This window comes from Actinomyces vulturis (assembly GCF_001687305.1).
Classification (GTDB): domain Bacteria; phylum Actinomycetota; class Actinomycetes; order Actinomycetales; family Actinomycetaceae; genus Actinomyces; species Actinomyces vulturis.
This window is the reverse complement of the sequence record NZ_KV700385.1, coordinates 370787-393015: the sequence shown is the minus strand read 5'-3', so window position 1 is coordinate 393015 and position 22229 is coordinate 370787. Positions and strand designations below refer to the sequence as shown.

Here is a 22229-nt window from a genome sequence, read left to right as displayed (position 1 = left end):
AAAACAGGTGGCGAGCCAAGAACTAGCAAGCGTCTACCGAGGAAATGGAGCGGGTGACGGGAATCGAACCCGCGCTGTCAGCTTGGGAAGCTGAAGTTCTACCATTGAACTACACCCGCGATGCTCATCAGTGGAGCAGGCTTAACTATACACCACAGTGTTATTCAGTCATGGTTCGATCTATGTCCATGCCGAAAGCCGGTATAGGCTACCTTTAGTTATCTCGTCACCTCTATTAATCGTCCGTGTTAACAAAGGACCACATTGTGACTTCGTACGATCCCCAACAGCCTCAGCAGTGGAACTCTTCCGCCCCGGATCCTAGCCAGCAGTCTGCTCCGTCAGTCGCGTCTGCTTCTCAGTCCTATGGCCAGCCTTATGCAGGTCAATCCAACCAGGAGCATACTCAGTACCAGGGCTACCAGGCTCAGCAGCCTGGCTTCGACGGTCAGCACTACCAGGGACAGCAGGCATACTCGCCAACACTCCAGTCCGGTTTTCAACAGGGATTCGTCCCCGGACAGATTCGCTCCTCTGACATGGTGATCGTTCTGGGAATTGTTACTCTTGGCACTTATTACCTGTATTGGGTTTACAGCGTTCACGAGGAACTTAAGCGCGCCACCGCCAATGGCTTGGGGGGTGTCGTAGGCCTTCTACTCTTTATCCTGGTCAGCATCGTCATCGTCTTCACCCTCCCTGGTGAGGTTGAAGAGGCATACCGTCAGCGTGGGTGGGAAAGCCCCGTGAGTGCGCTGACCGGCCTTTGGGTGGTCCTTCCAATCGTTGGTTTCTTTGTCTGGCTATACCAGGTCAACGAAGCCATTAACACTTACTGGCGTTCCCTCGGCGTACAAGAAGGCTGATTCCCATGTTGTTGTCAGATCGCGATATTGAAGCTTCGATTGCCTCAGGTGAAGTTGCTCTGGATCCCTATGATCCACAGATGATCCAGCCTTCCAGTATTGATGTGCGCTTGGATTCTTTTTTCCGCTTGTTTGATAATCATCGTTACTCCGTGATTGATCCTTCTGTCGAGCAGGAAAACCTCACTCGTCTGGTTGAGGTGGGTCCTGATGAGCCTTTTGTCCTTCATCCTGGTGAGTTCGTCCTTGGTGCCACGTATGAGCAAGTGAGTCTTGGGGACGGCATTGCTGCACGTTTGGAAGGCAAGTCCTCTTTGGGGCGTCTTGGTCTGCTCACGCATTCCACCGCTGGCTTCATCGATCCTGGTTTCACCGGTCACGTCACTTTGGAACTGAGCAACACAGCTACTATGCCAATTCTGCTCTGGCCGGGCATGAAGATTGGCCAGTTGTGCTTTTTCCGCCTGTCCTCTCCTGCCCGTGCTCCTTACGGTCAGGGTGCTACCGGTTCGCGTTATCAGGGTCAGCGTGGCCCCACGGCTTCACGTTCTCACTTGGGATTCCACCGAGTTCGTATTGAGATGAGTGATAAGGATCTGCGTGCCGATGACTGATGGAGCCTCAGCGCTTCCGTCGCCGTCAACACTGTCCGTGGCCGGAGGCTTTCCCATCGGATTGATTGACTCTCATCATCTCTTGTGCTTGCCCTCGGATGTGAGCGTGGAGGAAGTAGAGATGCTTGCCACGAGCCTCGGCCCAGACGCGGGTTGGGTGGGAGCCTCGCAACTGCAGCTCTTCACCGGCGCCCACTTGCAGGGGCCGTGGATGATTGATGAGTCAATTGCCTTGGTGGCCGGCCTTCCTGGCTGGGCAACAACCGCATTCTTCCTACAAGTACCTCATGTTCGTGCCGGCGAATTACCCAGCGAATTGCGTGGCCGTGATCCACTGGCCGATGCTTTCGACGCCGAGCAACCTACCGGTATCGAGTTGCGCGCCCTTCTTCACGCCACCGCTATCGCACGTCGTTTGGGTGGCGCCCTGCGCATCGCAGACACGGGCCGTTTAGTCACTCCCGATCCGCTGCGTCATTGTGCCCTGATTCTCTACTCGCCCGTCTGGTTGTCTCCCGACGCGGTGGCACATCTGGCTAAACCTTTTTCGTCTTCTATTGATGCTGAACTCTCGCCACCAGAGAATCCTCCTCAGCCCGGTGAGGGCTTTGAGCAGATTCCGCTCAAGGAACAGGAGCGCATCGTGGCGACTGTGGGTGAAGAAGCCATGGAAAAGGCTTGGAAACAGGCTCGCGAAGCCGCTGTCGCTGAGCAGGGGGATATTCGCGATTCTTATGCGGTGCGTATGGCCCTGACTGATAATAACGGCTCGCGGCTTCCAGGCCTTGTAGTGTGTGTGGTTCGCGCTGTGGAACTCTTGCCTTTCTCTGTTCAAGGAGTTCCGTGGGCTCGTGAAGGTGTGGTGGAGTACGAACTGCGTTGGGTTCCTGAAGATCGTTCTATGGCCTTTGTTGACTATCCTCCTGAACCTTTTGACGCTCAGCGAGTTAGCGCGGCCCAACTGATTGATTCGTTAGCTGAGCAGATTCTTCGTGCGGCAGGTGGCGTGGCCGTAGATGACGACACCTTCGTTGTTGACTTAAGTGTTCAACCCGAGTAGGTCGCGTCGTTACAGTGCGGTGGGCGGGGTGTACATTGCGATGTTTCTCTAGTGATCTTCATCGCTGAAGCCACGAGAAGTAGAGAAATTGGTATTTGTGCGGGCGCTTTCGATGGTGATGATTGTTATCACCGTTATCATGCTTGGAGATTCTTGAACTTAAAGTTTTCAAGTCAATAACCACGGAGGAGTTAGAGCCCTACGTTTACAGGATGCCAGGTAGTAAGCGAGTAACTGGCGTGACGAATGGGCGTCGTAGAGAGCAGTGTGATGCTCCTTGAGTTCGATGCCGGCAACAGCGCAGCAGGTTCGCAGTGACCGTGATGGTGTAGCTAAGAATGTCCGAGCCCATTGCAGCGTACAAACGGTGGGGCCATCCCATGTTTCGTGGCCAAGTGCGCGAGCAAGGAAAGCGCAATCAAAACCCGTATGGTGAGCCACTACTATCCGCCCCGAGGTGAGCGCGGTGATGAGAGTGGTAAGTGAGTTAATGGATGGGGCCTGCTGGACGGCGTCATTCGTGATGCCGTGAATATGGATGGGGCCGGTATCACGTCCCGGATTGATGAGTGTGGTCACCTCCCCTACTGCCTGTCCAGAGGGGTCAGCAAGGACAATGGCCACTTCGATAATCGCGTCTGCCTGCGCGTCAAGGCCAGTGGTTTCCAGGTCAATCACTGCGTAAGGGGCCTCGTAAGGCGAGATGGCCAACAAATCGCTGAACTCCACCTGCACGTGAGTGTTCATTTCTTTTGTGCCCATTGAGCGCGGGCATAAGGAGTACGTGGTTGGTAGTGGTAAGTGGCTCATCGTGGTGAATGTTATCGCGACTGCTGGTAGCCAGAGTGCGCATCGTGGTGGCACAGTAGGACTGTGACTTCCTCATCTGCCGTTGATACTCAGTTCGCCCGCTTCCCTTTCGAATGCGCCATGGTGCTTTGCTACCGCCGCAGCATCGTGGGTGCATGGGGCAACGTCGATGAGATTTACCCCCTTGCGTCTGTCACTAAGGTTATCGGTGCTGTGGGCGCATGGGTTGCTATTAGTCGCGACCAGATGAGCCTGGATGATCCCGCGGGGCCAGAGGGTTCTACGATCCGTCATCTCCTTGCTCATGCTTCCGGTCTTGCTTTTGATTCCGACGCCGTCTTGTCACTTCCTGGTACACGTCGCATCTACTCCAACAGGGGTATCGAAGTGATGGGAGACTACCTAGAATTGTCCACTGGCTACGGTATCGAGGAATGGTTGGAGACTCAGGTTCTTGAACCTTTAGGGATGGCTTCGACTTTTGTCGAGGGCTCCATTGCGCATGCCGGACGTGGTAGCGCACGGGATGTTGCTACCCTCGCCTGTGAGTTGGCTGCTCCCACTCTTGTCGATGCACAATTGGCTGGACAGGCTTGTGCTCCGGTATTTCCGGACCTTGACGGTGTACTGCCGGGATACGGGCGCCAAACACCCAACCCATTTGGGTTAGGAGTCGAGGTGCGTGGCACTAAGAACCCGCACTGGACCTCACATCATGCCAGCCCGCGCACGGTGGGACACTTTGGTCAGGCAGGCTCCTTCATCTACAGCGATCCTGACCATGACATCCAGGCCGCCTTCGTGGGAACCAAGCCGTTCAACTCCTATCACCGCTCCATCTGGCCAGAACTCAATGATGCCGTGTACGAATGGCTTGGAGAAGCAGACTGACTGGCGACGGCCGTTTTCATCCCTTTACTCTGCTAAGTCCACGATGACAGGGACGTGATCACTCGCGCCCTTACCTTTGCGTTCGTCGCGGTCAATCTGCGCACCGGTCACCCGAGAGGCAAGAGCAGGGGAGGCGTAGACGTAATCAATACGCATCCCCTTGTTCTTGGGGAAGCACAGTTGCTGATAATCCCAAAAAGTGTAATTCGTGACGCGCTCGCGGGTTACTTCTGTTAGGCCCGCGGTTTCGAAAGCAGTAAAGGCGTCGCGTTCAGGTTGGGAGACGTGGGTAGCGCCGCGGAAGGCTTCCATATCCCAGACGTCTTCATCGCGAAGTGCGACATTCCAATCGCCCATGAGTGCGAGCTGCAGGTTCGGGTCACTCTCAAGCCAGTGGGCAGCATTCGTACGTAGGGCATCAAGCCACTGGAGTTTGTAGGTGTAATGCGGGTGAGTCAGTTCGCGGCCGTTAGGAACGTAGAGGCTCCAGATGTCCACTCCCTGGCAGGTGGCACTCAGTGCTCGTGCCTCAATAACAGTGTCAGTGCCGGGTTTGGAGGACCAGCCGGGTTGCCCAGGGAACTCGGTGCGGATATTACTCATGCCTACGCGGGAAGCGATGGCCACACCGTTCCATTGATTGAGCCCATGGATAGCCACCTCATATCCGGCTTTTTCAAAAGGAGCGAGGGGGAATTGATCTGGACGGCATTTGATTTCTTGCATCGCCAGAACATCGATGGAGTGACGCTCAAGGACGGCGATGACACGCTCCACTCGGGTACGGACAGAGTTGATGTTCCATGTAGCGATACGCATAGATCAAGCGTATGTGACGATTGTGGTGCGTGTATGTGCGAGAGTGTTCGCTCGGCGCCCTACTGGTCTAGGCGTGTTGTTGGTTTTTGTGCGTTTTGCGTCATTGTTGACGATTTGTTGCACAAATGTCACCAAAAACGGTTGACGTCGCTCAGGAACGGACGTAATGTATTTCACGAGATCCATGTGCGTGCGCATGATTGACTCGCTCATGTGCCGTACCAACGGCTACACACTGACTCGAAGGAGAGTTTCATGAGGATCACAACAGCTACCCGCCGCCAGGTCCTGGCTGGCTCTGCCGCCGTTGCTGTGGCCGCCACCCTGGCTGCATGCGGCGACAAAAAGGATGGCGCTGCATCCGGTGACAAGAAAGATGGTGACTCTGGCGGAGTTGTTAACCTCACCTACTGGCACCGTTTGCCTGACAAGGAAGGCATGACCACTGTTGATGAAGTAGTCGAACAGTGGAACAAGGAAAACCCTGACATTCAGGTCACCGCCAAGAAGTTCGAGGGCAACGCGCAGGAGTCCTACGCAAAGATCGCTCAGGCCGTGAAGGCTGGTGACGCTCCTGATCTGTCCCAGATTGGCTATGGTGAAATTGCTTCCGAGTATCTCGCAGGTGACCTTGAGGACGTTGCGAAAGAAATCAAGGAAGGCGGCTACGCCGCCCACTTCGCAGCCGGCCCCATGGGACAATGCACCTTGGGTGATGTAGTTGTGGGCCTGCCTCAGGATACTGGTCCGCTGGTCTACGTTTACGACAAGAAAGCATTTGACGAACTGGGCATTACCCCTCCGGCTACCTGGGATGAAGCCAAGGATGCTGCAAAGAAAGCGAAGGCGGCCGGTAAGTACATCTTTACCTGGCAGGGTGATGAGTCTCAGTACCGTATGAGTGGTGAGGCTGCCGCTGCAGGTGCCACCTGGTTCTCTGCAGATGGCGATGCGTGGAAGGTTGACTGCAACGGCGAAGCAACTCAGAAGGTTGCCAAGATTCAGCAGGAACTGCTTGATGAAGATCTTATGCTCGTCCTTAAAGATGGACGCTGGGGTGATGACTGGAAAGCTCACCTTCTGGACGGCACCATGATCGGCACTGTCGCAGCAGGTTGGGAACCCGGCTTCATGCTCGGTGACCTGGGTGTTGAAGAGTCTTCATGGCAGGTCACCTACCTGCCTCAGTTCACGCCAGGTAAGAACTCTACTGGTGCTGATGGTGGCTCCGCAGTTTGTGTCATTAAGGGATGTAAGCACAAGGCAGAAGCTGTGAAGTTCGCTGACTGGTTCAACCAGCAGATTCCTGCTCTGGTCTCCCAGGGACTTGTGGTTGCTGCGAATACTGCAACCCCCGAAACCCCTGAAAACCTCAAGAAGTTGTGGGGCGGACAGGATGTGTTCGCATTCCTCGCTGAGGCTAATGCCACCATGAATGGTGACTTCCCCTACGCACCCACCTGGCCTGCAGTTGGCTCCAAGATGAATGAGGTTGGCGGCAAGGTTTCCACCAAGGAAGCCAAGGTTGCTGACATCTTCACAGCCGCTCAGGAGACTGCAATTTCTAGCCTCAAGGAAGCTGGTGTGAACGTCGCTGAATGAGATTGACCCGCGAATGTCAGACATTCGCCTTTAAGGACAACAGTTCTTAGCAATCTTGTGAGGCTAATACCTCCACGATTGACGGGGGCCGCGCCCCTTGCGGCCCCCGTCAACGTGCCTTTACTGAAAAACAGCAATCTGGAGCGAAGGACACTGATGCCACGCCACGCAGATACCCCCACCCCCACCGTTCTCCCTGAAGACCTTGGGCGGCACTTCTCCACGGAAGAACAGCGCCTGGATGCCAATGTTAAAAGCATCAAGGCACGAGCACGCCGACAAGCGTTCTATGGCTGGGCATTCGCCGCTCCCTTCGCCATCCTCTTTTCCATCACGTTCCTTATTCCGATTGCGGTGAGCATCTACCAGTCCTTCTTTAAGACTTCCGCTGGTGGAGGTCTTTATGGTGGTGGCGAGCGCGTAACCTCCTTTGTTGGGCTAAGCAACTACATCGATGTGGTCACCAACGCGCAGTTCTGGACCGGTATGGGGCGCGTGATGCTATTCGGCATCTTCCAGATTCCCGTGATGATCCTCAGCGCACTCTTCCTCGCGCTCATCTTGGACTCCTACCTCATTAAGCGAGCCACCATTTTCCGCCTGGGCTACTTCTTGCCCTATGCCATCCCAGGCATTGTTGCTGCGATGGTGTGGCTTTACTTGTACAACCCTCAGTTGTCACCGGTTGCCTCGCTGACAGGAATCGACTTTTTTGCCTCCAATGTTGTTTTGGCGTCCATGGCCAACATGACCACATGGACATTCACTGGATACAACATGCTCGTCTTCTTGGCAGCACTTCAAGCAATTCCGCATGAGTTATATGAAGCGGCACGTCTTGATGGTGCTACCGGTCTTCAGGTGGCCACGAAGATTAAGATCCCTATGGTCGCCAACGCAGCCTTACTGACTGTTCTGCTTTCCATCATCGGCACCATTCAGTTGTTCAATGAGCCTACCGTTATGGCGACCAGCCAGGCATGGATGGGTAAGGAATACACGCCGATGATGATGGCCTACTCCACCATGATGACCTCCCCCGGTGATCCTCATAAGGCCAGCGCCATCTCCATCGTTATGGCACTGATTGCTGCATTGCTCGCCGCTGTGTACGCCATGGTTCAGAAGAAGGGAGCCAAGTGATCATGTCTGTAACCACTGCTCAAACCGCTGAAACAGACAAGTACATTTCCACTACGGGCCCCAAGATCAAGACACGTGGGCACAAGATCGCCATGTTGCCTGATGGTCGCCAGTACCGTGTGTCTACCTCGGACCATGCTCGTGCGCTCGATCCGTCACCGTTTGCGAAAACCGTGACCTGGATTGTGCTTTTGGCTGTTTTGATTTACTTCCTTTTCCCGATTTATTGGCTGGTGGTTTCTGCCACCAAGTCCAACAGTGATTTGGCTCAGTCAAATGGTCTGTGGTTCGCCAAGAACTCCTTGGCTGACAATTACCATGCACTCATTGCTGTCACCCACGGTATGTTCTGGCGCTGGGTTGCCAATTCCGTCCTTTACTCCACCGTGGCTGGTGCAGTAGGTACTTTGATCTCCGTTATGGCTGGCTATGGCATGGCGAAGTTCAAGTTCCGCGGATCTAACTCCCTGCAGTATGTGGTTCTTGCCGGTTTGCTCCTGCCCATCGCTCTGCTCACCATTCCGCTGTACCTGGTGATGCACGCACTGGGCCTGACGGACACTATGTGGGCCATCATCATCCCGTCCTGTGTTTCACCCTTCGGTGTGTTCCTCGGACGCATGTACGCCGACACTGTTCCTGACGAACTGATGGAAGCTGCTCGTATCGACGGCGCAGGCGAGTTCCGTATTTTCTTCACCATGGTGCTGCGTCTCCTTGCCCCCGCAATGGTGACCATCTTCCTGTTCATCTTCGTGGCAACCTGGAACAACTTCCTCCTGCCCTTGATGATGGTGACGAATGCTGACTCGCTCAAGCCTGTGACCCTCGGTCTGTACGGCATGATGAGTTACTTCGATCCGACCTACGGCGCAGTTCTCCAAGGTGCGCTCTTGGGCGTGCTACCGCTGATGGTTCTCTTCCTCTTCCTCCAGAAGTACTGGCAGTCCGGTCTGGCCGCTGGTGCCGTGAAGGGCTAAGACGTTTTTATTGCTCTCCTTGCCGTGGGGGCCCGGGCGCTTGCGCCCGGGCCCCCACGGTTTTCTTGGTGTCAAGAGTGTCTGAGATTCATCGGTGAACTACGATGGAGTTGTGATGACTAACGATCCCAATCGCGCCCGCCTTGCCCAACTTGTCAATGAACTCGCCGTGGTTCGTGGCAAGGTCACCCTCGCCTCAGGCCTTGAGTCTGACTTCTACGTGGATATGCGTCGAGCAACCCTCCATCACGAAGCAGCTCCTCTTATTGGTCATGTCATGCTGGACATGCTTGAAGAAGCAGGCCTGACCACTGACGATATTGATGCCGTCGGTGGCCTGACTATGGGGGCTGACCCGGTGGCCGCAGCCATCATGCATGCTGCAGCATCCCGCGGACTGGATGTGGATGCGTTCGTCGTGCGCAAGGAAGCCAAGGATCACGGCATGAAGCGCCAGATTGAAGGCCCCAGCGTTGAAGGTAAGCGTGTGGTGGTTCTTGAAGATACCTCCACCACTGGTGGGTCACCTCTCCAGGCAGCTAAGGCTCTGCGTGAAGCAGGCGCTGAAGTCCTCGCTGTGGCCGTCATCGTTGACCGTGACACGGGTGCCCGTGAACGTATCGAAGCCGAAGGTATGCCCTACTACGCTGCGCTCGGCCTGGACGATCTGGACCTGGCATAACGATTCAGATGTCTACACCTGAATCACATGACTGTCCTCATATGAAAACCTCTGAGGGACTTGAAGTGTCCCACGCTGGTGAGTGCACATTGCCGTCTGCTCCAATCGAGGATTCCTCTGATGCCCCCTACACTCAGGATGAAGAAGTTGGCGTAGGCCCCTGGCCGTCCCACTGGTCACAGTGGCCCACTGACCCTCACTACGATCGTGATCTCCTCTACAAAGGTGATCGCCGAAACGTTGTGGATCGATTCCGCTACTGGAGCGTTGAAGCTATCAAAGAAGAACTCGCATCTCGCGCGCACGGCATGCACGTGGCCATTGAGAACGTGAGTCACGATCTCAATATCGGCTCGATTGTGCGCACTGCCAACGCGTTCAACGTTGGGGGAGTGCACGTCGTCGGACGGCGACGATGGAACCGGCGTGGCGCCATGGTGACTGACCGCTACTTGAGCGTTTACCACCATCCCACTCCGGCAGATTTCGCCCAATGGGCGCAGGACAATAGCCTCGAACTGATCGCTATCGATAACGGTGAAGGCTCCACCCTTCTTGAACAGGCGGACCTGCCTGAACGTTGCGTGCTGGTCATGGGCTCAGAAAGTGACGGTATTTCTTCGGAACTACTCAGCCATTGCCCGCGTTTACTTCGCATTGGTCAGTACGGTTCGACACGCTCAATCAACGTGTCAGCTGCAGCTGCTATTGCCATGCACACATGGATTGTGCAGCACGGTGGAACGGCACCGGACTAAGCAACGCATTGGTTTTTGGCTCATCCCGTGTGTTGCATAGGGATACATGTGGGCTAGGTGAGTGCCTGATGATAACGCACCCATCTGATTCACCCTATTAATTGGTTACTACGACTGAAATAGGGCCTTTTTTCCTTTTCTCTTCCGCTTCAGATGTGGGAGAATGAAGCGCATCCAATGCAATAAACAATCTCGAAAGCAGGAGGCACACAGTGGCCATTGCAACCCCGGAATCATATGCAGACATGCTTGATCGCGCGAAGGCTGGCAAGTACGCCATCCCCGCCATCAACGTGACTTCCTCCCAGACCCTCTCCGCAGCCCTCCAGGGCTTCGCCGAAGCAGAGTCTGACGGTATCGTTCAGATCTCCAACGGCGGCGCCGCATACTGGTCCGGCTCTTCCCGCCTGGACAAGGTCAAGGGCTCCATCGCTTTCGCCGCCTACGCACGTGCAGTTGGCGATCTCTACCCCGGCGTTGTTGGTCTTCACACTGACCACTGCCCCAAGGCCATGCTTGAGCCCTGGATCCTCCCCCTTCTTGAGATTGAGGCAGAGCAGGTTAAGCGCGGCGAACTGCCTATGTTCAACTCCCACATGTGGGATGGCTCTGCTGAATCACTCGATGACAACATCGAAATCGCCGTTGACATGCTGGCACGCGCCAAGGCAGCCAACGTCATCCTCGAAATTGAGATCGGCGCCGTTGGCGGCGAAGAAGACGGCATCAAGGGTGAAGAGAACGCAAACCTCTACACCACCGCTGATGATGCATGGAAGGCCATCGAGGCTCTCGGCCTGGGCGAAAACGGCCGTTACATCACCGCTCTGACCTTCGGTAACGTCCACGGCTCCTACAAGCCCGGCCACGTCAAGCTCCGCCCCGAAATCCTCGGCGAAATCCAGGATGAGGTTGCTAAGCGCCTTGGTGATCGTCTCTCCAGCAAGGTTGGGGACAAGTCCTCCCCGTTCGATCTGGTGATGCACGGCGGCTCCGGCTCCACCGAAGAAGAAATTGCTACCGCAGTGCGCAACGGCGTTATCAAGATGAACGTTGACACTGACACCCAGTACGCCTTCACCCGTCCCGTTGTTGACCACATGTTCAAGAACTACGACGGTGTTCTTAAGATTGACGGCGAAGTCGGCAACAAGAAGGCTTACGATCCCCGCGCATGGGGCAAGGCTGCTGAGAAGGGCATGGCCGCTCGCGTTGTTGAGGCTTGCGAGCGCCTGGGCTCCGTCGGCTCCGCCAAGCGCTGAGCCATAACTGGCAGGTGAGGAATAATTTTCACCTAAGCCTGTGAATTATTGACAGTGGGGGACCACGGGGATTTTCTCGTGGTCCCCCACACGTCTGTTTTTCTGGTTGTGTTTGTTCGCGATTGCGGGATTCTTTTTCGCGCATGTAGTGCGCCCTCATGTGTTGTGAATTGGTATGTGGCTATTAGACGTGTGCTCTCCCCGGGGAAAACCGCTGATTTTTCTTTGTCATTGAGAACAAAGGTCCTCGTGAAAGTTGTAAAGTTTCTTAAATAGAGGTGCAGTTTTCATTATAAAAATCGGCTTGGGGTGGGGCATGAGTGGGCAAATGAGCGCATCGCGTAAATATTGGATGATTGCTGCGATGATCATTGGTGCCCTGATTCTTGTTGGGGCAACATGGATGGCTGCTTCTCGTTTCCAATCGCCATCACAACGTGCTGCTGCAGCTGCTCCGCCGACTGTCGAACCTATTCTTGTTGCGGTGGAGAAAGGTGACCTTGTTCAGCGCACTACCACTATGGCAACGGCAACGTTGAATGATTCCTCATCGTTCGTTTTTCCGCTGCATGAGGGGGATTCTGCGGTGGTGACTGCACCTGGTGTTGAACCCGGTGCGCAGTTGGTGTCAGGTTCTGTTATTGCGTGGGTTAATGATCGCCCTGTTTTGTGATGGGCGGGAGTTATCCACTTTTTCGTGACCTTGTGGAAGGTGATGAAGGTGATGATGTCCGCATGCTCCAACAGGCTCTGCGCAATAATGGCTATGACGTAGCTGTTGATGGAGTGTTTGGTTCGTACACCGCTCAGTGTGTGAAGGATCTGTATGCGCGCGTTGGATCGTCATCTTTGACTGTGAGTGTCCCCTCTCAATCTCGCAGTGCACATGATGACTCAGGGACTACATCAACACGTACCCAGGGTTCGCCGGTAGAAAGTGGTAGAGAAAACACGTCTGCGACCTCAGACTCTCAGGCGAAAGGCGCTGTTCGTATTCGTGTTCCACGCAGCGAGTTCGTGATGCTCTCTTGTCTGCCTGCGCAGGTGAATTCGGTTCCGCCGGTGGGAACTGTGCTGACATCCGAGACGGCTCAGGTGAGCGTAAGCGGAACTGACCTAACGCTAACAGCCACGATTCCTGCTTCTGTGGCTTCTGGCCTCAATGACACGATTGATGGTTCTGCGCAAAGGGGGACTCAACCGTTCCTCTTCGTATTAGTGATGTGACTCCTGTTGAGGTTGTTGAGCAGAATTCTGGAAGTAAACAAACCTATGGAGACGGTGCGGCAGATTCGTATCAAGTGACATTTGTTCCCGTTAATGGTTCGTATCCTGAACAGTGGGCGGGTCGCGAGGATATTGTGGTGACCCTTAATCTTGTGCCGCCTCAGCATGACATTTTACTTGTTCCTCAACGGGCTATCGCTGAAGATTCCTCAGGGCAGAGTACTGTCATGGTTGATCAGGGTGACCATTTTTCTCTCGTCCGTATTACTCAAACTGGTTGTGTGAGTGGTATGTGAGGGGCTGACGTTGTAGTGGCTGATGAGTCCACAGGCAATTTGGATTCTCTGAGTGGTCTGCAGGTGATGGATACTCTTGAGCGTCTCCATCGATGTGGCAGAACTGTCATTATTGTGACGCACGATTCAGATGTTGCGGCACGTGCTCAACGACGAATTCATGTGGCTGACGGAGTTGTTCGTGAAGTTTTGCCTGTTCGTGATATTACTGAGGCTCAGTTTGCTCATGAGAATTCTTCTGACGTTACTGGCGATGAGGCCCAAGTCAGCATCATTGCCCAACAAGGCGTGGCGTTTCGACTCCGTTTGTGGGATTGCATTGGTGATGCCTGGGATGGGCTGATTAGCGGTCGCAGGAGAACCTGGGCTTTGATTACTGCAGTGCGCTGGGAGTGGGGTTAGCGCTTACTACGATAGGTTTAGCGGATATCGCTCGTTATCAGGTCTCTGACGTTTTTGATGCCCAGCGTAATCAACGTGTGTCTATGACTATGTAGTTTCATGGAGATGATGACAGTGGTGGGATTCGTAGCGAGCGCCTTCATCGTTCTGCGGGTTTAGCACGTGTGAAAGCACTTGCAGGTGTTAAGGATGCCTATGCGTTTTTCACCTATGAAGGGGCGGACGTTACTGCTCACCCTCAGAAGAATCCTTCGCAAAAACTTCCGGTGGTCGGTCTGATTGATGGGTACTGTTCTCCGCAAATAGTCACAATGACTCCAGAGAGTTTAGCAAGGCTGCAACTGGCTGCCGATGAGGCTCTTGTGGGCTACTAAGCAGCTCAGCGATTAGATATTGGTCCTTTGCATGCATCTCCGGTGGTGTGGATCAATGGTCGTCCTCTCACTGTGGTGGGCATAGTTCGTGATGCTGGATTGCAATTGAATGTGTTGAATGCGGTGATTGTGTCGGATGCTGTTGCCAAGGATTTGGCTTTGTCTAGCGATTACGTCACTGTGGACATCAAGGTTTTGCCAGGTGCAGCAGGTCAAGTTGCTCAACAAGCCCCTCTTGCCTGGGCTCCTTTTGCTAGTGATGAGGTTGACGTGGATTCGCCGCCTGATCCCCGTCAATTGAGGGATGTTATTGAAAGTAACGTGGCAATCATGCTTGTGACGTTGACAGTGGTGACGCTTCTTGCTGCAGTGCTTTCTTTGACCAATTCGATGACTTCTGCGGTTTTTCAGCGTGCAGGTGAGTTTGGTTTGAGGCGTGCTATTGGAGCGAGACGTATTCATATCGTAGGCCTGGTTCAAGCCGAGGGATTAATTCTTGGTCTCTTCGGGGGAATTATTGGTGTGTACCTTGCGGTCATTGCTGTGTTGATGGTGACTGCGGTTCGGCATTGGCAGCCAGTTCTCAACCCGTTCATGATTCCTTTGGGGATATGTGGTGGGGTTGTTGTAGGTCTTCTGGGCGGTTTTGTCGCTACCTTGCGAGCCTCGCGTATCCAGCCTTCACATGCTTTGCGCTCAGCGTAGTGCTGGGCCGATTGTGTATTTCCACCATGATGGGCGGAGATTTCACTGTGAGGTTGATATATGCGTTCGGTGGGGTGATGGGCGCCGTGTGAGTACGGTGCCCATCACCCCACCGAACGCGGGTGAACGGATGTTCTGAGTCTGAGATACGGGTTAGGGGTTTCCTGATAGACGCTGGCGATGAAGTTCGGCTTGCTTATCCATTTGCGCTTTGCCCGCGTTTAATTCGTCCTGATGTTCTACAACGAATTGTGAGGCCAAAGCCCACTCTGCTGTGTAGAGTGCTTCGGTATATCCAGAGGATTGCCTGCATTGAGTATCTTGAACGGCTAAGTCTTTTTCCTCACTACTCACGGCAGAGGGATCATCAATGAAGGGCATTCCTGAGGGCACAAACCGGTCGAAGAGGGATTGAGAAGGGGGAGCGCCTCCTTCTGGATCGTTATTTAGGTCGGCTATTCCTAAAGGTGTCATACATTCACGCCATGAGCTGACAGTTTTTTCACGCTCTCAGTTTCGCTACCATTTAAGCCACTGAAATCTAAATCGGGTATTTCTTTAAATTCTTCAGTGCTCTTCAATTGTTCGGTGCAATCAGTGATCACATCGTCTTTTCCTGGGGGTGCTTTGAAACTATTGGCGGCCAATCGGTCTTCAATTGGTGCTGGTGAAAAATTCTGACGGTGCTACCCCCAAGTTTCCGCGATCTTCACCGTGAAGATTTGCCTTCCTGACATTGATTCTGTTGCAGGCCTTGGAGTATTCACATCATAGTTGATCCGAGGATAGGCAGCCCCTTGTTCCTGTGCGCACTGGCTTAACGCTGCGTTCTATGCAGCTTCCCAAAGAGGGGCATAACGAAGAATATATTCATCCGTGGGAAGGGGCCATGAATCAATTTGATCTAGCGGGGCGGGCTCTTTTGGTGGCGGTGGCGATGCTGTCTGCGTAGTACCACCGCACCCAGCCGCTATTCCAAGAGTGCATATGGCCAGGATGGTGAGTGTGTAAAAGCGGTTACGGGGATTCATTAGCGGAACTTTGCTGAAGAAACTTCATCATTATATTTCCAAGCAAGGCTTGAGCGCGAATTCCCGAGGGAAACGACGAAGGACCATCCCTGATAATTTGAATGTTGGAAGAAAGTGGCTATGCACTGAGTACCATTATTTGCCACAGATGAAATTGAATCATTCGCATTGATTCCAGTGCTTCGATAGTTCCAGTGGCTGAAGTCTTGAATGTAGTACTCGAACTGTACATTTGCGTACGTACTGCCATTGGTTTGAAAATTGCTTTCCTTCCGCACGCATGCGGCGCCACTGTCACAGTGGTTAGGGGCTGCTGTTGCTGCAGGTATGACTCCCAGGCTAAGTGTTGCTAGTGCGGCGAGCGCGGTGATTTTTTGATGAATTTCATGGCGCGCTCCTCATTGAGTAAATATGAGGTAGGTCTCATTTTAGGGGAGTTTGTGTGGGGTGTAAAGACCCTTATGCCTAACTATGCATATCTGTTCATTGGAAGTGTTCCGATGGGCTTGTTGAGGTAAGTCCAGTAGTCTTATCGGTGGGCATGCACCTTGCTGCCCGTTTGACACAATATTTTGGGAGCACACATGCCAGCCGTGGTAGTCGTTGGAACTCAATGGGGCGACGAAGGTAAAGGCAAAGCCACAGACCAGTTCGGTCAGAACGTCGATTATGTGGTGAAGTTCAACGGTGGTAACAATGCCGGTCATACCGTTGTGATCGATGGAGAGAAGTTCGCCTTCCATCTCCTGCCGGCCGGCGTACTTACTCCCGGAGTCACCCCCGTCATTGGTAACGGTGTAGTGGTGGACTTAGACGTTCTCTTCCAGGAAATCGCTGAAATTGAGTCACGAGGTAAGGACGCATCCTCCCTCCTCATTAGCGCCAACGCTCACCTCATCCCCTCCTATAACCGCGTGCTGGACCGCACTACCGAGCGTTTCCTCGGCTCACGCCAACTGGGCACCACAGGTCGAGGTATCGGCCCCACCTACGCAGACAAGATGAATCGCATCGGTCTGCGCGTACAGGACCTTTTCGACGAATCCATCTTGCGCCAGAAGGTCCATGCGGCGCTGGATAACAAGAACTCCCTCTTCCTCAAGGTGTTCAACCGTCCCGCTATCGACCCTGACGAGGTAGCAGACGAACTGCTTTCCTACGCTGATCGCGTCCGTCCCATGGTGGTGGACTGCTCTCTGCTGCTCAACAAGGCACTTGATGAGGGCAAGACCGTTCTCTTCGAAGCCGGTCAGGCCACCATGCTCGACATCGACCATGGCACTTACCCCTTCGTTACCTCCTCTAACCCCACCAGTGGAGGTGCGTGCACCGGTACCGGCGTGGGCCCCACGCGTATCGACGCCGTGGTGGGCGTAGTCAAGGCCTACACCACCCGCGTGGGTGAAGGACCGTTCCCCACTGAACTTAACGACGAGATGGGTGAGCGCTTGCGCGAAGAAGGTGGCGAATACGGTGTGACCACCGGTCGCCCGCGCCGCTGTGGTTGGCACGATGCAGTGATTACCCGATACGCTGCGCGTGTCAATGGTCTGACTGATTTAGTTATGACTAAGCTCGACGTTCTCACTGGTCACGAACAGATTCCCGTCTGTGTGGCCTATGACGTTGACGGCCAGCGCATGGATGAAATGCCGCTTACCCAGACGGATTTCCACCACGCCATCCCCGTTTACGAATACCTGCCCGGCTGGAGCGAAGACATCTCCACCGCACGCACCTTCGATGACCTCCCTAAGGCTGCACAGGATTACGTCCTGCGCATCGAAGAACTTGCCGGCTGCCGCATTAGCGCCATCGGCGTGGGCCCAGGTCGTGAAGCAACAATCCAGCGTCACGCACTTCTGGGAGACTGACGCTCACTTGAATGACGTGAAGGGGCGGGGCAATCATTACAGTGATTGCCCCGCCCCTTACTGATGTCCATTTCGATGTATTGTCTGCGCGCCCGTTCTTGTCTACATGAAGGAAAGGGAAGTGAGGTGAGGGTCGGGCTGATGCAAGAAGGTGAGGAGGGGGAGTGTCGTTACTACGCGGCGTCGAATACCCAGTAAAAGAGGTGAACAACAAAAAGTGACCCTAGTCCCTAGAGTGACTTTAGCGACGCTAGTACAGTGGTGAGGGCCACGAGTGGGTACTGCATCCTCGGCCCACATTACTCAATCGTCAAGGAGGACGTTCATGGCACGACTGGCAAGGCCACTTGCCTACCTCACCACCCTGGCTGCAACACTGGCAATCGCAACGCCAGCGAGTGCATGCACCGGTGTGATCGTAGGTTCTGACCTCACTGAAGACGGTTCAACATTTGTTGGCCGTACCGAAGATCTTGAACAGCGTCATCCTAAGCGTCTGCTTGTTCATGAAGCAGGGGAGTACTCTGCCGGCACAGTCCTTACTGGTGCTGAAACTGGTGTGACATACACACAGCCTAAAGACTCTCTAAAATACACATCAATTTCTGATGTGACACCCGAAGAGGGTCGTTTTGATGAGGCTGGCTTTAACTCGGCAGGTGTTGCCATCGATGCCACTATCTCGGCACGATCTAACGCACATGTTGTGGGATCGCGTAAGGAGCCTGACATTGTTCCCGTTGACCCGTACACCGAGAAAGGATGGACGGAAGGTTTCCTGGCCACCGTGCTTTTGGCTAACGCTACGAGTGCGCGAGAAGCCGTTGAGTTAATGGGTCAACTGATCGATAAAGATGGTGCTAGCGAAGGCAATATTCTTGTCGCTGTTGATAAGCATGAAGTGTGGTACATGGAGATTTACTCCGGGCACCAGTACATCGCTATGAAGTATCCATCGGATGCATTCTCTATTATGCCTAACGCCTATTGGTTGAACTTCGAGAACTGTAGCGATCCCACTACTTTCATTTGTTCAGACGGGATCGTGGAAACTGTTAAGAAAGCCGGCACGTACACGGAAACTGACGGGCGTTTTAATCCTGCTGGCAGTTACAACCCACAAGGGGTAGATCAGCGTAATGCTTCGCGTGTGTGGTCCGGTATTAAGTTCCTCGATCCTGGATCTCCGGTAACTATCCATGATGATTCTTACCCTCTTCTTAACCACCCCTCAGGTGATTTCACCAAGGTAAATATTGCAGATCTCATGGCTTTGCAGCGTAACCGCTTTGAAAAGGTTGATCCTGGACTTCAAGCCTTGAGTAAAAAGGTTGTTGTGGATTCAGGGCTCAAGGGACTTGATGGAAAGCCTGTGGAAGGTGCCGCGTATCCCATTGGTAATACCAACACTATGGAAGCTCACATTATCCAGATCCCTGCATCTGGTCTGAGTGAGCAGGTTCCTGGAACTATGTGGCAGACTATCGGCACTCCTCAGGGATCCCCGTACCTTCCTTACTATGGCAACATCAACTCCACCATTGAGCCTATGCAGTCCACTTCCCTCAATGAAGATGACATGCAGTCTTACTACTGGCTCGCCAGTGCAGTGAACTTTGCTGTGGACGCTGACCGTGAAACCCTTCAGTCTCCGGTCCGTGAATACCTCAATATGATCGAGGATCCTGCCATTAAGGCACGTCCCGCACAGGACGCTGAGATGACTCAACTCCTTGCCTCTGATCCTACGGAAGCAGCGGCCGTTGCCACTAATGAGTTCACCGCGATTTCTTGGGAAGCATTCGATGACCTTACCGCGTTACACGCCAGCCTCGATGTGTATAACACTGAGCATCGTTTGGTTGCCGAAAACGGTGCGTCCATGACGGCGGCTCCTGGGCAGGTTATCCTCCCCACCGTGTTCCGTATTCAGGACGCCACTGTTGAAGCAGGCGAAGGTGAAAGCGTTCTTGGTGCATGGGATATGAGCCTTGTCCAGAAACTTCCCTACGGTGCAGAACGTGCGGTAACTCTGGATCGTATGACCACCTTCACCATCCCTGTGGATGCTGACACCAAGGCGGCCATGGATAAGGGAAGCCTGGAAATGGTAGCCGTTGACGGGGAAGGTCGCCACACTCTGCCTTACCAGGTCGGGGACGATTCCATTTCCTTCCAGACTGAGCAGGTGGGGCGCGTGGCATTGATTCAGAAGTCTGTTGCTCCTACAGAACCTACCGTCGCTCCCGCTGATACGTCTGAGCACTCTACTGCTGCCCCATCCGCTCCTGCCAAGGAAAAGGAGACCAAGGCTGTCAGCAAGAAAGTTAAGAAAGGTAAGGGTGAAGCGGACCTTGCTCGCACCGGTGCAGATGCTGGTTTGCTGGCCCTGACTGGAATGATGGTTGTTGCTGGCGGACTTGCCTTGGCAGTACGTCGTATCAAAGCCTGACTGTTTTACCTGATGGCTATCATTGACCATCGTTAACGTGAAGGTGCCCGCCACGAACTATTCGTGGCGGGCACCTTTGTCATCGCTTGGCTTGGCAGTGAGATGTTCACAAACGAGAACTGTCGTTCTGTCGTGTGCGTGAGGCTTGTAAGCAGTTTGACAACTCATTCATGTGCTGGTCTTGTTGCACGTCCCAGAATCTCACTATGCGCCGTGGAGTCGGTTCTTTCTGGGGTCGATTTGTTGCTGGCAGTCCGGTAACTAGTCGAAGGTGTTCGTTCTGTTGTCGAGGAAACCACGCATCCCCGTGGAACAACCTTGATAGCTAACTCCACGGGGATGCGAGAGAAGGATGAGAGAAGGCTCAGTAGCCGTAGGGGCCGTTCTGTGGATTCTGGCCGGGCTGCTGGTTAGGAGCGCCCTGCTGGGGCATTGTGCCCTGAGGTGCGCCAGGTGCCAGCGGGTTGTAGCCGGGGGTCGGCTGGCCATTCATGGGTTGACCGGGGGCGGGCTGGTTGGATACGCCGTAACCGGGCTGTGTGTATCCGCCCTGGGGAGCCTGAGGCATACCGGGCTGGCCACCCTGGGGCATACCGGGCTGGCCACCCTGGGCCATTCCGGGCTGACCACCCTGAGGGCTAAAGCCGGGGTAAGTGGGTTGAGATTTTTTCTTCTTTTTGCTCAGCACAATAAAGACCACTGCGGCTGCGGCAACAAGGAGAAGGGTAACGATGATGCCCAGGATGATTCCCATGATGGAACTGGAGGAATCCTTGGCCTCAATATGCACCACGTCGGGGTTGACGAAGGAAACGGTCTTGCCATCAACCGTGCCGCCGGAGTCTTCAATGATTTCGCCGGGGAAGGTGATGGAGAGGTTGGAGGTCATGCCTTCCTGGTTTCCACCGAAAACGTCATCGAAGATGTAGAGGTCATTAACGTGGGTGATAGCGGTGTAGTCAGCAATGGGCATTCCGGTGGCGGTGATGGTGCAGGTAGCAGCGTCGCCGCCATCAACGAAGTCAGTTGTGGCGCCATTGGCGGTAGCCTTTTCAGATTCCGCCCAGGACGTGCAACTCTCTTCGTCGAGGAAGCCAAGGCCGCTCATATCGGTGATGGCGATGGTGGCATCAAAGGTGTCATCGTCGTGGATCACGATGGTCTGGTCGATGGTGGCCAAGTCGAGTGCCTGTGCGGTGGGCTGTACACCGAGAGGTGCAACTGCGCCAGCCAGAGCAACAAGTGCTGCTGCGGCACCAGTAGTGACGGCACGGAGGGTTCGCGGGGTGCGTGTGGTGGAGTGTGACATGTATCAACCGTATCGCGAATTGCTTCGATAGCGCGGTGATTCAACGAAAAATGGCCATTTTTTAGAAAGTGGCGTCATGTCAGAATAATTAAGCAAAGGTGTTGTTGCTATAAAATGCAGTTTTGGTTAGCCTTACCTTGCTTTTAATGCCTAACTGAAGGACGCCATGTTCGTCGCCAATCTCCTCATCGCCCTGCGCGAAGGGCTCGAGGCAGCGCTAGTCGTTGGAATCATCGCTGCATACCTGGTGAAAGCAAACCACCGGGATGCTTTGTCGAAACTCTGGATCGGCGTTGCGCTGGCGGCTTTACTCCCACTAGCCGTTGGCGCAGTACTCACCTGGGGACCCAAGACTCTGACTTACCAGGCGCAAGAAATCCTTGGCGGCATCCTTTCTCTTATTGCCGTTGCCATGGTGACCTGGATGATCGCCTGGATGGGCCGTAACTCTCGTGAGTTAAAAAGTGGACTTGAGGACTCATTGGCTCAAAGTCTTGCTAAAGACGCTTCTGGCTGGGGAGTGGTGTGGATTGCCATTCTTGCAGTGGGGCGTGAAGGTGTAGAGACTGCACTTTTCATTTGGACTACCGTGAAGTCCTCCGTGGAAACCTCTACCCTTACCACCACCGCAGGCGTGCTTAGTGGACTTATCCTCGCTTTTGTTCTGGGCTACGCCCTTTACCGCGGTGCTATTCGTTTTAATCTGCGCAAGTTCTTCACCGTTACTGGCTACTTCCTTGTCATTGTTGCTGCCGGAATCGTTTCTTACGGTGTAGGTGACCTTCAAGAGGCCGGAGTCTTGCCGGGCATCATGAGTCATGCCTGGGACTACTCTGCACATCTTCCTGGTGTTAACTCACCGATTCGTTGGCTTTACGAAGTTGGTAACGCCATGTTCCAGGTCAATCTCAACCCCACGGTTCTGCAGGTAGTGGCGTGGTGGGTTTACATCATCCCGGTCACTTACATGCTCTATCGCATCTCTCATACTTCATCTCCCCGTCCTGCTCCTGCTGCCGCTGCTGCAGCGGCCTGACAGCTTTATTGGTTACCCCCTCTCACACCATAAGGA

Annotated in this window: 25 protein-coding genes and 1 tRNA gene; 19 read left to right on the top strand and 7 right to left on the bottom strand. The window is 54.1% G+C overall.

What is annotated here, in order from left to right; genetic code table 11:
* Positions 1-45: 45 nt before the first annotated feature.
* Positions 46-119: transfer RNA gene (locus tag A9753_RS01650), tRNA-Gly, on the bottom strand.
* Positions 120-266: 147 nt separating this feature from the next.
* Here A9753_RS01650 and A9753_RS09920 point away from each other — a divergent pair.
* From A9753_RS09920 to A9753_RS01635, 3 genes are read left to right on the top strand one after another with little or no spacing between them, the layout of a single operon-like run.
* The gene (locus tag A9753_RS09920; protein ID WP_083090183.1) at positions 267-866 is read left to right on the top strand and encodes a DUF4234 domain-containing protein; all 600 of its coding nucleotides are present in this window, start codon (positions 267-269) and stop codon (positions 864-866) included.
* Positions 867-871: 5 nt separating this feature from the next.
* The gene (gene dcd / locus A9753_RS01640) at positions 872-1480 is read left to right on the top strand and encodes a dCTP deaminase (RefSeq protein ID WP_067779249.1); all 609 of its coding nucleotides are present in this window, start codon (positions 872-874) and stop codon (positions 1478-1480) included.
* Positions 1467-2540, top strand: a complete 1074-nt coding sequence (locus tag A9753_RS01635) for a hypothetical protein (protein ID WP_176702705.1) — start codon at positions 1467-1469, stop codon at positions 2538-2540. The genes dcd and A9753_RS01635 overlap by 14 nt, the downstream gene beginning before the upstream one ends.
* A 168-nt stretch (positions 2541-2708) precedes the next feature.
* On the opposite strand, the gene A9753_RS01630 is transcribed toward A9753_RS01635, so the two are convergent.
* Positions 2709-3287 carry a 3'-5' exonuclease gene (locus A9753_RS01630; RefSeq protein WP_176702704.1) on the bottom strand — a complete coding sequence of 193 codons (579 nt, stop codon included), beginning with the start codon at positions 3285-3287 and terminating at the stop codon, positions 2709-2711.
* 183 nt (positions 3288-3470) lie between these two features.
* On the opposite strand from A9753_RS01630, the gene A9753_RS01625 reads away from it, so the two are divergent.
* The gene (locus A9753_RS01625) at positions 3471-4241 is read left to right on the top strand and encodes a serine hydrolase domain-containing protein (protein ID WP_067780263.1); all 771 of its coding nucleotides are present in this window, start codon (positions 3471-3473) and stop codon (positions 4239-4241) included.
* Between the two features lie 24 nt (positions 4242-4265).
* On the opposite strand, the gene A9753_RS01620 is transcribed toward A9753_RS01625, so the two are convergent.
* Positions 4266-5060 carry an exodeoxyribonuclease III gene (locus A9753_RS01620; RefSeq protein WP_067779243.1) on the bottom strand — a complete coding sequence of 265 codons (795 nt, stop codon included), beginning with the start codon at positions 5058-5060 and terminating at the stop codon, positions 4266-4268.
* A gap of 255 nt (positions 5061-5315) precedes the next feature.
* On the opposite strand from A9753_RS01620, the gene A9753_RS01615 reads away from it, so the two are divergent.
* From A9753_RS01615 to A9753_RS01565, 12 genes are all read left to right on the top strand, one after another.
* Positions 5316-6662 (top strand): ABC transporter substrate-binding protein, encoded by a 1347-nt coding sequence (locus A9753_RS01615; protein ID WP_067779241.1) that lies wholly within the window; start codon positions 5316-5318, stop codon positions 6660-6662.
* Positions 6663-6818: 156 nt separating this feature from the next.
* Positions 6819-7805, top strand: coding sequence for a carbohydrate ABC transporter permease (locus A9753_RS01610; RefSeq protein ID WP_083090181.1), 987 nt, complete (start codon positions 6819-6821; stop codon positions 7803-7805).
* Between the two features lie 92 nt (positions 7806-7897).
* On the top strand, positions 7898-8785 hold the full coding sequence (locus tag A9753_RS01605; RefSeq protein WP_067780257.1) for a carbohydrate ABC transporter permease: 888 nt from the start codon (positions 7898-7900) through the stop codon (positions 8783-8785).
* A 112-nt stretch (positions 8786-8897) separates the two neighbouring features.
* A complete protein-coding gene (gene pyrE / locus A9753_RS01600; RefSeq protein WP_067780254.1) occupies positions 8898-9467 on the top strand; it encodes an orotate phosphoribosyltransferase in 570 nt (189 codons plus the stop codon).
* A gap of 41 nt (positions 9468-9508) precedes the next feature.
* Positions 9509-10225 (top strand): TrmH family RNA methyltransferase, encoded by a 717-nt coding sequence (locus A9753_RS01595; protein WP_176702703.1) that lies wholly within the window; start codon positions 9509-9511, stop codon positions 10223-10225.
* 212 nt (positions 10226-10437) lie between these two features.
* The gene (gene fbaA, locus A9753_RS01590) at positions 10438-11487 is read left to right on the top strand and encodes a class II fructose-bisphosphate aldolase (protein ID WP_067779232.1); all 1050 of its coding nucleotides are present in this window, start codon (positions 10438-10440) and stop codon (positions 11485-11487) included.
* A gap of 328 nt (positions 11488-11815) precedes the next feature.
* Positions 11816-12160, top strand: a complete 345-nt coding sequence (locus A9753_RS01585; protein ID WP_141673251.1) for a hypothetical protein — start codon at positions 11816-11818, stop codon at positions 12158-12160.
* Positions 12160-12714 carry a peptidoglycan-binding domain-containing protein gene (locus tag A9753_RS01580; RefSeq protein WP_083090245.1) on the top strand — a complete coding sequence of 185 codons (555 nt, stop codon included), beginning with the start codon at positions 12160-12162 and terminating at the stop codon, positions 12712-12714. The genes A9753_RS01585 and A9753_RS01580 overlap by 1 nt, the downstream gene beginning before the upstream one ends.
* Positions 12711-13010, top strand: a complete 300-nt coding sequence (locus A9753_RS01575) for a hypothetical protein (protein WP_067779223.1) — start codon at positions 12711-12713, stop codon at positions 13008-13010. The genes A9753_RS01580 and A9753_RS01575 overlap by 4 nt, the downstream gene beginning before the upstream one ends.
* Positions 13011-13025: 15 nt before the next feature.
* On the top strand, positions 13026-13412 hold the full coding sequence (locus tag A9753_RS01570) for a hypothetical protein (protein ID WP_067779220.1): 387 nt from the start codon (positions 13026-13028) through the stop codon (positions 13410-13412).
* A 164-nt stretch (positions 13413-13576) separates the two neighbouring features.
* Positions 13577-13786, top strand: coding sequence for a hypothetical protein (locus A9753_RS09580; RefSeq protein ID WP_141673249.1), 210 nt, complete (start codon positions 13577-13579; stop codon positions 13784-13786).
* 27 nt (positions 13787-13813) lie between these two features.
* The gene (locus tag A9753_RS01565) at positions 13814-14491 is read left to right on the top strand and encodes an ABC transporter permease (protein WP_141673247.1); all 678 of its coding nucleotides are present in this window, start codon (positions 13814-13816) and stop codon (positions 14489-14491) included.
* A 153-nt stretch (positions 14492-14644) separates the two neighbouring features.
* Here the strand turns inward: A9753_RS01565 and A9753_RS01560 are convergent, their stop codons facing one another.
* The 3 genes from A9753_RS01560 to A9753_RS10155 form a co-directional block, all read right to left on the bottom strand.
* Positions 14645-14965, bottom strand: coding sequence for a hypothetical protein (locus A9753_RS01560; protein ID WP_067779214.1), 321 nt, complete (start codon positions 14963-14965; stop codon positions 14645-14647).
* Positions 14962-15138, bottom strand: coding sequence for a hypothetical protein (locus tag A9753_RS09730; RefSeq protein WP_176702702.1), 177 nt, complete (start codon positions 15136-15138; stop codon positions 14962-14964). Before A9753_RS09730 ends, A9753_RS01560 begins: the two co-directional genes overlap by 4 nt.
* 383 nt (positions 15139-15521) lie before the next feature.
* On the bottom strand, positions 15522-15851 hold the full coding sequence (locus tag A9753_RS10155; RefSeq protein WP_425394242.1) for a peptidase inhibitor family I36 protein: 330 nt from the start codon (positions 15849-15851) through the stop codon (positions 15522-15524).
* Between the two features lie 255 nt (positions 15852-16106).
* Here A9753_RS10155 and A9753_RS01555 point away from each other — a divergent pair, with 255 nt between their 5' ends.
* Both A9753_RS01555 and A9753_RS01550 read left to right on the top strand, forming a co-directional pair.
* Positions 16107-17396: an adenylosuccinate synthase gene (locus tag A9753_RS01555; protein WP_067779211.1), complete on the top strand. Its 1290-nt coding sequence runs from the start codon at positions 16107-16109 to the stop codon at positions 17394-17396.
* Positions 17397-17721: 325 nt separating this feature from the next.
* On the top strand, positions 17722-19848 hold the full coding sequence (locus A9753_RS01550; RefSeq protein ID WP_067779208.1) for a dipeptidase: 2127 nt from the start codon (positions 17722-17724) through the stop codon (positions 19846-19848).
* Between the two features lie 364 nt (positions 19849-20212).
* Here A9753_RS01550 and A9753_RS01545 read toward each other — a convergent pair whose 3' ends face one another.
* The gene (locus A9753_RS01545) at positions 20213-21157 is read right to left on the bottom strand and encodes a hypothetical protein (protein WP_067779205.1); all 945 of its coding nucleotides are present in this window, start codon (positions 21155-21157) and stop codon (positions 20213-20215) included.
* A 166-nt stretch (positions 21158-21323) separates the two neighbouring features.
* Between A9753_RS01545 and efeU the strand changes: the two genes are divergently transcribed.
* Positions 21324-22193 carry an iron uptake transporter permease EfeU gene (gene efeU / locus A9753_RS01540; RefSeq protein ID WP_067779201.1) on the top strand — a complete coding sequence of 290 codons (870 nt, stop codon included), beginning with the start codon at positions 21324-21326 and terminating at the stop codon, positions 22191-22193.
* Positions 22194-22229: the final 36 nt, after the last annotated feature.